We start from the raw sequence: 11,086 nt of genomic DNA, 5'->3' as shown, positions 1-11,086 counted from the left end.
AGCATGAGTGAGATAGAGGGTTATACTTCCATATTGATTGCTTCGGAATACCTGAGTAACAGCAAAGAGGGAAAGGGTGTTTTGCTGGGTGGTATAACAGGCATTTCTCCGGCCGAAGTGGTGGTTATTGGAGCCGGCACTGCCGGTGAATTTGCTGTGAGAGCCGCTTTGGGGCTGGGATGTCAGGTGAAGGTTTTTGATAATTCTTATCGGAATTTGAGGGAGTTGGAAAGAAATGTGGGACAGCGGCTTTTTACCTCTGTTTTGCATCCTCAGGTGTTGAGCAAAGCATTGCGTTCGGCTGATGCAGTTATTGGCAGTATTCGTTATTTTGATCCTCAGAGTGGGTTCCTGATTTCTGATGAACAGGTGTCTGGCATGAAGCCCGGAAGTATTATTGTGGATTTGAATATGGGGAACGGGGGTTGTCTTGAAGCAGCTTCCGGATCAGTTTCAGACAATAATCCGGTGACAATTCATCATGGAGTAATTCATTACCGGGTACACAATATTGCTTCACGTGTTGCCCGAACATCCTCAATTGCACTTAGCAATATTTTTGCTCCCGTGCTTTTGCGCCTGGCATTGGCCGGGGGCATCAATCAATTGATAAAGCAGGATGTGGGTGTGAGTCATGGACTTTATCTCTATAAGGGTATTCTTACCAGTTACAAGGTAGGTGAAAAACTGAAGCTTCCATCTAAAGATATCGGATTGCTGATGGCAGCATTTTAAACTTCAGGTTTATTGAGATAACGTTTGATTGCTGACCATTGAAGATGACTGTGCAATATTTGGTCGGGTCGATTTCTGAGCGGAGGAATCTATTTCAATTTTCTTTTTGCTTAGCAAGGGTAACGAAAATTTGAATATGGTTCCGCGTGCTGGTTCTTCATTGTTTTTGCACCAAATTTGTCCATTCATCGCATTTACATATCGTTTTGCAATTGCCAGTCCCAGTCCTGTTCCTCCAAATTGCCGGCTAAGGCGTAAGTCACCTTGTCGGAAGAGATCGAAAATTTCTTTTTCTTTTCCTTCCGGAACACCAACTCCCGTATCTTCCACATGAAATAGAATTTGTTTGTCTTTGATTTCATACCCGAAACTGATAATTCCAGAGGCTGTGAATTTAACGGCATTATCCAGAAGGTGATTTAGGACTTTGTAGGTGGCTTCTTTATCCAGGATTACGATATCTTCTCCATCACTTATGGTATGCATGAGGTTCAGTGAAATGGGTTTGCCCGAAGCATCAATTTCCGCTTGGAAATTATTGTAAAGTTGTTGCATCATCTGATTCAATGAAAATGCCTGTTGCTCTTTACCAATATTTTTGGCCTGGAATCTGGATATATCAATGAGTGAATCCATAATTTGAAGCAGCCGTGTGCCATTTTGCTGAATGATATCAATGTAGTTTCTCCTTTGAGTAGAACTCATATTCTCGGCACTCAACAATTCGGTGAATCCCATTATAACATTCATGGGGGTTCTTATTTCATGACTCAGGTTGGCCAGAAAGGCAGATTTTAACCTACTGCTTTCATCAACTACCTGTTTGGCTTTTGAAATATTTTTATTGAGATTGTCCAGTAACTGGTTTTTTAACTTCAGTTCCTCCTCTGTTCTAAGTAATTTTTTGTTTTTCTTTTCCAGTTTTTCCTTTGAGATAAGATGTCTTAGTTCAGCGGAAATATTGAAAGAGAAGAATTTTAGAATATTGGCTATTTTTTGGGCGTCTTTTGACCTGGAAATCCCCACCACTACCCCAATAGGCGTCCTGTTGTTGTCGCTAATGAGTAGAGCCGAGCCATGTTTTGCCTTATTTGTCCGGATATTTGTTTGAGAAAAAATTGTTGGTGCATCTAATTCAAGAACGGTGCCGGGGGGGCCGGATGTGAAGAATGAGTCGATCTCAAATTCAATATCCTGGTCATGAATCAGGTTCGATTGATGACAAACGCTGATGGCTTTGAACCTGTTTTCGTTTGTGATTTTGGCAATGATAATGTATTCGACCTGACTGATTTTTGAAATCTTCAGAGTTAAAGCGTCAATGGAGGAGAACCCAATTACCTCTTTAGATCTGGCGTTGAGTTCTTCTAATAAAAGGGAAGTGGACTGACATGAGAAAAAATCAGAAGATTCTTTTGGTAAAGAGTCTTTGTTTTTCTTCAAGTTGAATATTGCTTTAATTAAGCTCATGTGTTCCAGAAAATGTGTGTTTGCCAAAATGCTTGTTGTAATGACCAAAGAAAAATATTATCCGCAATTTAACCAAAATCTTTTGACGAACAGAGTTTTACTGATGACTTGAAGGCGTTCTCTCTCTAATTTGGTATTGACTTCAATATCCTGCAGCTTGTCCGTCTTTACGAGACTCCGATGCTCCTATGTAAATGCCTCTTTGGTGGTCATACATAATACCCTGAAATCCACCATATCCGCCCAGATCGAAGCTGACGGGGTGCCCCAATTGAAGGAGTGTTCTGACCGTTTCATAAGGAATCCCGCTTTCCACATGGATCTGGCCGGTTGTCTTTATCTGCTGTCCGGTGAGTGAACTTCCTCCTGTGTGAGAAAAACGGGGGGCATCGCCTGCTTCCTGAAGATTCATATTGAAATCAATAAGATTCATTATTATTTGTACATGCCCCTGCGGTTGAAAATCTCCACCCATCACGCCAAAACTTAACCACGGCTTGTTGTCTTTGGTGACAAAAGCCGGAATTATCGTATGAAAAGGGCGTTTTCCAGGAGCGTATTCATTAACAGCTCCCGGAGCCAGGGAAAAAAGCTCCCCTCTGTTTTGCAACATAAATCCAAGTCCCGGAGGAACCATCCCAGAACCCATCCCCCGGTAATTGCTTTGAATGAGTGAAACCATATTGCCCCATTGATCGGCTACGGTTAGATAAATGGTTTCGCTTAGGTTTGGAGCTTCATAAGTGAATGCCTGGGCGGAAGAGGTGTCAATCAGCGCTCTTCTTTGGGCTGCATACTCTTTTGACAACAGTTTGTCTAAAGGAATATTGTAGAAATCCGGATCGCCAATAAACCGGGCTCTGTCTTCAAAGGCCAGTTTTTTGGCCTCTGTAACAAGGTGTAGATGACGGGCTGTGCCAAATTCATTTTGAGAAAACTGAAATCCTTCCAGAATATTTAACATTATCTGGGCGGTAATTCCCTGTCCGTTGGGTGGGAGTTCCCAAATCTTATGCCCCCTGTAATCAATGGAAACAGGTTTGGTCCAGTCAGTTTTATGTAAAGCAAAATCTTCTTCAGATAAGAAACCTCCCTGTCCCTGTATGAAATTTACGATGGTTTTGGTGATCGGGCCGTTGTAAAATGCCTTTTTCCCGTTTTTGGCCAGTAATTTATAGGTATTCGCCAAATCCGGATTTTTAAATAAATCTCCTTTTTGAGGTGCTTTGCCGTTAATGGAATAGGTTTCCATGACATTAGGGTAGGGTTGATACCTTTTTAAGGATAACGTCCAGTAGTGACTGATTAATTCTGTTACCGGAAAACCTTCTTCTGCATATTGAATGGATGGTTCCAGAATTTTACTCATTGGTGTGGTGCCAAACCTATCGTGCAATTCGAACCACGCATCCACGCATCCCGGAACTGTTACAGGCAAAGGGCCAAACGCGGGAATCTTTTCCATTCGGTTGGATAAGAAATAATCAATGGTAAGTAGCTGGGGCGATCGACCGCTTCCGTTTATCCCGTATAGGTTATTGCTTTCAGCATCCCAAACCAGTGCAAAAAGATCCCCTCCAATTCCACTCCCGGTGGGTTCCATTAATCCTAATGCTGCATTGGCAGCTATGGCAGCATCTACTGCATTTCCTCCCTGCTTCAGTATATCCAGACCTATTTGGGTGGCAAGCGGGTGACTGGTGGCCACCATTCCTTTTTTTCCGATTATTTCAGAACGGGTGGCATAATTATGTCCTGTAATTCTATCCTGTCCTGTTAAAGGCAATGAGAAAAATAAAATGAAAATGATTGGAAGGCTCAGGTTTTTAATGTATTGCATGCTTGAGGAGGTTTGAAGTGCTTAATATTACGAAAGATAGGTAAAAAGTACTTTTATGTCAATAGATCTGCTTTGGAATTGAGTTTTTACCCAAAACTTATAAATGAAAAAGCCGTAAAACAAAAAATGTTTTACGGCTTCCAGTAGCGGGGACCAGACTCGAACTGATGACCTTTGGGTTATGAGCCCAACGAGCTACCAACTGCTCCACCCCGCAATATATTTTCAATAATCTTTTTCCTCTTTAGCGGTTGCAAATATAGAGGGTATTATCTCGTTTTCCAAATGTTTCGGGTGTTAAAAACTGCTAAATAACTAACTTTTTTTGTTGCTGCTTCTTTTTGAGGATGTTTGGCGTTGTGTTTTGTAAAGTTGTTTCGTAACCTCGTCAATTATATTTAATTTTGTCAGCATTGAGAGCGTGTTTTGGACATTGAAATTTTACCATGGCAGAAAGTAAGCGAAAAGTTTTTTTTGATAAGCTTAAGAATAAATATAAGCTGGCCATTTTTAATGAGCAGACTTATGAGGAAGTTCTTGTGATAAGGCTTTCCCGGTTAAATGTTTTTACCATTGTGGGCTTCTCTGCTATCCTGCTTATCGTATTGGTTAGTCTGCTTATTGCCTTTACCGGCTTGCGGGAATATATTCCGGGTTATCCGGATGCGAATCAGCGATTGATGATTGTTCGAAACGCACAGCGGGTGGACTCCTTGTTTGTGGAGATAGAACGGCGTAATAAGTTCATTGACAATATGCAGGGTATTATCCGGGGAAACCTGCCCGAAGAAACGCGGGAAAAACCAGAAGAAGATGTCGAAGAGAAAAGTTCATCTCCTGTCCCTAGTACGATGGATGTGGAATTCAGCAGGTCTGAAGAGGATTCAGCTTTCAGGGCATTGGTAGAGAAAGAAGAAAAATACAACCTTTCTCACAGTGCAAAGGTTCATCCGGGTTCTCTTTTGGAGAATACTTTCTTTTTTACTCCGCTTAAAGGCATGGTGGTGAATCGATTTGGGGATCCGCGAGGGCATTTCGGGGTGGATATTGTTGCCGGGCCGAGGGCTCGTGTTTCCGCAACGATGGATGGTGTTGTGGTGTTTTCGGGATGGACGGTGGAAACTGGTTATGTGATTCAGGTGCAACATGCCAATAATTTGATTTCTATGTATAAACACAATGAACGTTTGCTGAAATCTACAGGTGACCATGTGAAAGCAGGCGAGGCAATTGCCCATGTGGGAAATTCCGGGGAACTAACCACCGGCCCGCACTTGCATTTTGAATTGTGGTACAATGGGGTGCCTCTGGACCCTCAGGAATATATTTCTTTTTAGTGTTTTAGTTGTTAATCCCGGTATTCATTTTTCTTAAGCCCCGGGAAAAATCCATTCTTGAAAAAAATCTTAATGAAGCGTCGTATTGCCATTCTTGGATCAACAGGGTCTATTGGTACGCAGGCCCTTGAGGTAATTGAACAACACCCAACTCTTTTCGAAGCAGAAGTCCTAACTGCCGGACAGAATGCAGAATTACTGGTAAGGCAGGCCATCAAATTTCAACCCAATGTGGTTGTGATAGGAAACGACGAAAAGTACTCATGGGTGAGTGAACAGCTTTCAGACCATCCAATTAAAGTTTATGCCGGAGCTGATGCGCTGGCCCAGGTGGGCGCAATGGGTACTGTGGACATGGTATTGGTGGGCTTGGTGGGTTTTTCCGGATTGGTACCGACTTTCAGGGCGATTGAAGCCGGGAAACCCATTGCACTGGCAAATAAGGAAACGCTGGTTGTTGCCGGAGATCTTGTGATGGATCTTGCCCGTGAAAAAGGGGTACCCTTACTTCCGGTTGACTCGGAACACTCTGCCATATTTCAGTGTCTTGCAGGGGAGACAGGTAATAAGGTGGAGAAAATTATTCTTACAGCTTCGGGCGGGCCTTTTCGGGGCAGGAACGTGGACTTTTTGAGAAAGGTAACCCGCTGTCAGGCACTGAATCATCCTAACTGGAAGATGGGGGATAAAATCACCATTGATTCGGCATCTCTTATGAATAAAGGGTTTGAGGCCATTGAAGCGATGTGGCTTTTTGATTTAAAACCTGAACAGATTGAAATCGTGGTGCATCCGCAGTCCATTGTTCATTCAATGGTTCAGTTTGCCGATGGTTCCATCAAGGCTCAGATGGGGCTCCCCGATATGAAGCTTCCTATTCAGTATGCTATGGGGTACCCCCAAAGACTGGAGAATGATTTTCCCCGGTTTAATTTTGTTGATTATCCTAATTTGTCCTTCGAAAGGGCCGATATTGAGGTTTTTCGCAATCTGTCACTGGCCTTTGGGGCAATGACCCGGGGAGGTAATATGCCTTGTATTCTCAATGCGGCCAACGAAGTGGCGGTTGATGCCTTCCTGAAAACCAAAATCGGTTTTGTGGAAATGTCGGGGGTCATTGAACAAACTATGCAGCAGACTTCTTTTGTAAAGCACCCCGGACTGAATGATTACCTCGAAACAGATAAGGAAGCCCGAAGAGTTGCCCTCGAAATTGTGGCTAAATGAAGAAAATCAATATATTTGTGGGCTTCTGAAACTGCTTCCTTTTTATAAGTTGAGTATTAAACGAGGATGGAAGAAGTTCAGGTGTTTGAGGATGCATTTTTTTTATGATTTTTATTTTTATCTAATAGCATGGATTTTCTGATTAAAGCATTACAGCTTATACTTAGTTTGTCGATTTTGGTGATTTTGCACGAATTTGGACATTTTCTTTTCGCAAGACTTTTTAAAACAAGGGTAGAGAAGTTTTATCTTTTTTTCGATGCCGGGTTTTCTCTCTTTAAATTTAAAAAGGGCGAAACTGAGTATGGTGTTGGCTGGTTGCCCCTTGGTGGATACGTAAAAATATCCGGGATGATTGATGAGTCGATGGATAAGGAGCAGATGAAACAGCCACCTCAACCTCATGAGTTCCGTGCCAAGCCTGCATGGCAACGATTGTTGATTATGGTTGGCGGTGTATTGGTGAATTTCATCCTCGCCATTGTGATTTTCTGGATGATTCTTTTCAGTTGGGGAGAGTCGTATGTTCCCGTAGAGGGCGCCACTTATGGGTATGCTTATCATCCCATAGGACTTGAAATCGGCTTGCAGGACGGAGACCGTATTTTGTACGTTGATACACTCAAGGTGAATACAATAAGTGATGTGCATCATCACGTGTTGTTGGAGGATCCATCAACTTTCACGGTGCAGCGGGGCGATTCTGTTTTTGAATTGGCACTTCCCGATGAGCTGGGGCAGCGGTTCCTTAGCGAAGAGGTGAAGAAATTTGCACAGTACAGAATTCCTTTTGTGGTTGATTCTGTGGTAGCAGGAATGCCGGCTGAAGAAGCCGGAATTCTGAAAGGCGATAGCCTGGTGGGCGTTGCCGATAAGGAGGCACCTTTTTTTGATGAGTTTGTGAATGAACTGTTTCATCACAAAGGGAACTCCACTACCGTTTCTTTTTACCGAAATGGAGAATTACTGACTCTGCCCATCAATGTCAATAAATCGGGGAAAATTGGTATTGCTCCACGTTCCCCGGCTGCCTATCTGGATGTAGAAACCAAAAAATACGGCTTTTTTGAGGCTTTTCCTGCCGGAATCAAGAAGGGAACCGATTTGCTTGTGAGTTATGTGAAGCAGCTTCGGCTCATTTTCACCAAAGAAGGGGCCCGTCAGGTGGGCGGTTTTGGTACCATCGGCAGCTTATTTCCGGCCAGTTGGGATTGGTACAGCTTTTGGACAACCACAGCTTTTCTCTCCATTATTTTGGCATTTATGAATATCCTTCCTATTCCCGCTCTGGATGGTGGTCATGTAATGTTTTTACTTTATGAAATAGTTGCACGACGCAAACCCAACGAGAAGTTTATGGAACATGCACAATTGGTCGGGATGATTCTTTTGGTAGCTCTGTTGCTCTATGCTAATGGAAATGATTTGTTCCGATGGCTATTTGAATAAAGCCGCATGACCGGTCTTTCCTGAATACAGTTTTTTGTGACCGTTAAAAAAAGCTTCAACCCAGAGAAACTTTTGGCAAAAGCTACGGATTTTAAAAGACACAATGTTTTTATTGGTGACAGCTCTTGTTGCTTTGTAATTAGATTCTTGTCAGTCGTTTAAGAGGGGTTCTCGGAGTGTTGGTTGAAAAATTTGAAGATAAATGGTGTCTTCAAGGTCGGAAAAAAGGTTTTATGAAGTTCTGAAATTCTAATCAATCATTGTGCAGAAGCTCCTGATTTATTTTTACATTTGTTAGGAGTTGTCCGGATAGAATGACAACTGTAATAATTTGATTTTTTACTTAATATTCAAGAATATGGCGTTTTATTCAATGTTCCTTGTGATTCCCGGTGGCTGGGAGTGGATTGTTATTATTTTGGCTATTCTGCTTTTGTTTGGAGGTCGAAAAATTCCTGAATTAATGAAAGGACTTGGACAGGGCATGAAAGAATTTAAAAAGGCCCGGAATGAGGCTTCCGAAGACAAACACAAAGATACCGAAGAAGACAAGAGCGGTAGCTCCAAAGGAGTCTGAGTGTTTAATGGTTAAGAATCTTTTTGGAAAAACTTTTACGGATAGTTTATTGTGATTTTTTATGATCAGAAAATTTCTGGTTACCGTTGTTTTATTGTTTGTTTTTATCGGTTTTGGGAAAGGACAGACCGATGGATTGGATATTCATATTCCCGAATATCTGGTGCGCTCAAGGATCGAAAAACTTGACCTGAAAACACCTGTTTCACTTACCTACAACGAACACGTCCAGGCCTATATTGATGTTTACACATTGAAACGTCCCGACCATCTGGCCGGTATTATTGCGCGTTCGGAGATGTATTTTCCGCTCTTTGAGGAATACCTCGATAAATATGATCTCCCCCTTGAATTAAAATACCTTGCTGTAATTGAATCCGCACTTGAGCCCCGGGCCAAGTCTTCATCCGGGGCTTATGGTTTGTGGCAGTTTCTGTTTCAGGCATCCCGGATGTTCGATCTGGAAGTGAATTCTTATGTGGATGAACGCGCCGATCCGGTTAAAGCTACCGATGCTGCCTGTCGTTATCTGAAATATCTTCATGCCAATTTCAATGACTGGCTACTTGCCATTGCTGCCTATAACGGGGGGATTGGTGCGGTAAAAGAAGCGATTGCTAAATCGGGGGGAGAAAGAGACTACTGGAAATTACGCCCTTATTTATCCGATCAGGTAAGGGGGTATGTTCCGGCATTTGTTGCTGTCAATTATGTAATGAATCATTACGAAGGATACGGAATTGAGAAACAGGAGCCCGTTTTTGCTTATGATGATTTATTGACGACTTCGGTTATCGGAGGGATTTCTTTCGAGCAAATAGCAGTGCATACCGACATTTCTGTCGAAGTATTGAGAATGCTGAATCCGGTATATAAAATGGATTACATCCCCAGGCAATCGGAGCCCGTTAGAATTGTGCTCCCTGAGAATATGTTTGATGTTTTTCATCAGAAAAATCATCTTTTTGAGGTGGAAAAAGAACCTGTGGTGAATACCATTCCGGAAGCTGGTGATACATCAGGTCGGGCAAAGGGATTTCACATTGTTGCTCCGGGACAGTTTTTTCATGAGATAGCAATGATGTATCAATGTCGCATCGAAGATATCTTGGTATGGAACGGTTTAGATAATAAATTTCTTCATGCAGGGCAACGATTAATTGTTTGGAAACCGACAATAGACGATTCCGGATGGATTTCTGTATCTAAGATTGAGGAGACGGTCGATGTGAATTATTACAATGCGGATGCCGGAGATTTAAAAACCGGAGGATGAGCTGTTTTGTTATTGGTTTTCTTAAATTTGTAAAGAGGAGATATTTGCTGTTGATACAGCCATTAACTTCAGTACAGGTTTTTATTGGGATATTTATGCTGACTTGTAATTTTTGAGGTGGTCTGCACTTGGAGAATCAAAATGTTTTTCCTTCTTGTGGATTACGGAAAATATAATATTCAAAAAACATTAAGTGGATGAAAACAATTAATCACATAGAGTCGGTTTCTTTTTTTCTCGCAATACTTTTGTTATTTGTAACCGGTGGTTGCAAGGATAAAGGAGGTGCGTACAAACCTAACATTTCCGGGAGTGCCGGTGAGATGCTTGTTGTTATGAACGATGCTGTTAAAGACAGTGTTGGAGGTAAGACCCTGGAGGCTGTTTTGCGCCAGGAAGTGATGGCTCTTCCACAGGCCGAACCTCTGTTCGATATCTCTATCATTCCACATCGGGCCTTTGGAGAAAGAATGCGTAATTTCCGTAATTTGATCCTTGTGGATGTTGCAAAAAATCTTAAACCGGACATTAAATTTTATAAAGACCGGTGGGCCAAACAGCATGCTATGGCCCATATCACGGCAAAGGATGTATGGCAGCTCGACTCGATTGTGAAGGCCGAGGAAATCCGGCTAACCGGTTTTTTTGTCAGGGCCGAGCGGGACAGGAGTCTCAATTACTATGAGAAGTACAATCACCGTGATATGATGGAAGAGTTTAAAGAAGATTGGGGAGCATACATGGTTATTCCTTCCAGTTTCAATGAAAACAAACCCGGAAAAGATTTTATGTGGATGTCGCAGGAAACTCCGCTTATTAGCCAGGGTGTTTTTGTTTACTCTTTTGAATATTCTGATTTTGATTCTTTTTCAGAAGCCAATCTTCTTAATAAAAGAGATTCAGTTCTCAGGATTAATGTTCCGGGCTCTGCCGAAGGTTCTTATATGACCACTGAGAGCAGGTTGCCTGTTACCTATAAGCGTTTTGAGCATAACGACCATCAAGTGGTTGAAATGCGGGGACTCTGGCGTGTGGAGGGCGACTTGATGGGAGGCCCTTTCGTGAGTCTTGCGCACATCGATCCTGAAAATGGGAGGATTGTTGTAACCGAAGGATATGTGTTTGCACCTGAGAAACCTGAGAAGCGCAATCTTATCTGGCAATTAGAAGCCATG

General features: G+C 42.4%; 8 protein-coding genes, 1 tRNA gene and 1 pseudogene. 7 read left to right on the top strand and 3 right to left on the bottom strand.

What is annotated here, in order from left to right; genetic code table 11:
- Positions 1-735, top strand: a pseudogene (locus QZZ43_RS08805) (NAD(P)-dependent oxidoreductase); the annotation flags it as partial.
- A 9-nt stretch (positions 736-744) separates the two neighbouring features.
- Here QZZ43_RS08805 and QZZ43_RS08800 read toward each other — a convergent pair.
- From QZZ43_RS08800 to QZZ43_RS08790, 3 genes are all read right to left on the bottom strand, one after another.
- Positions 745-2,178, bottom strand: coding sequence for an ATP-binding protein (locus tag QZZ43_RS08800; RefSeq protein WP_291857989.1), 1,434 nt, complete (start codon positions 2,176-2,178; stop codon positions 745-747).
- A 169-nt stretch (positions 2,179-2,347) separates the two neighbouring features.
- A complete protein-coding gene (gene ggt / locus QZZ43_RS08795) occupies positions 2,348-4,045 on the bottom strand; it encodes a gamma-glutamyltransferase (RefSeq protein ID WP_291857988.1) in 1,698 nt (565 codons plus the stop codon).
- A gap of 144 nt (positions 4,046-4,189) precedes the next feature.
- Positions 4,190-4,262 (bottom strand) — tRNA-Met (locus tag QZZ43_RS08790).
- A gap of 229 nt (positions 4,263-4,491) precedes the next feature.
- On the opposite strand from QZZ43_RS08790, the gene QZZ43_RS08785 reads away from it, so the two are divergent.
- The 6 genes from QZZ43_RS08785 to QZZ43_RS08760 all read left to right on the top strand — a co-directional run.
- Positions 4,492-5,382, top strand: coding sequence for a M23 family metallopeptidase (locus QZZ43_RS08785; protein ID WP_291857987.1), 891 nt, complete (start codon positions 4,492-4,494; stop codon positions 5,380-5,382).
- Positions 5,383-5,454: 72 nt separating this feature from the next.
- On the top strand, positions 5,455-6,609 hold the full coding sequence (locus tag QZZ43_RS08780; protein WP_291857986.1) for a 1-deoxy-D-xylulose-5-phosphate reductoisomerase: 1,155 nt from the start codon (positions 5,455-5,457) through the stop codon (positions 6,607-6,609).
- A gap of 129 nt (positions 6,610-6,738) precedes the next feature.
- Positions 6,739-8,058: an RIP metalloprotease RseP gene (rseP, locus tag QZZ43_RS08775; protein WP_291857985.1), complete on the top strand. Its 1,320-nt coding sequence runs from the start codon at positions 6,739-6,741 to the stop codon at positions 8,056-8,058.
- 358 nt (positions 8,059-8,416) lie between these two features.
- Positions 8,417-8,635 carry a twin-arginine translocase TatA/TatE family subunit gene (locus tag QZZ43_RS08770; RefSeq protein WP_291857984.1) on the top strand — a complete coding sequence of 73 codons (219 nt, stop codon included), beginning with the start codon at positions 8,417-8,419 and terminating at the stop codon, positions 8,633-8,635.
- 61 nt (positions 8,636-8,696) lie between these two features.
- The gene (locus tag QZZ43_RS08765) at positions 8,697-9,911 is read left to right on the top strand and encodes a lytic transglycosylase domain-containing protein (RefSeq protein WP_291857983.1); all 1,215 of its coding nucleotides are present in this window, start codon (positions 8,697-8,699) and stop codon (positions 9,909-9,911) included.
- A gap of 197 nt (positions 9,912-10,108) precedes the next feature.
- The coding region (locus tag QZZ43_RS08760) for a DUF4837 family protein (RefSeq protein ID WP_291857982.1) at positions 10,109-11,086 on the top strand (978 nt) is incomplete at its 3' end.

The sequence above is a fragment of the Marinilabilia sp. genome, from assembly GCF_016278715.1.
Classification (GTDB): domain Bacteria; phylum Bacteroidota; class Bacteroidia; order Bacteroidales; family Marinilabiliaceae; genus Marinilabilia.
The sequence above is the reverse complement of the archived record's forward strand: the minus strand, read 5'-3'. Positions and strand labels throughout refer to the sequence as shown.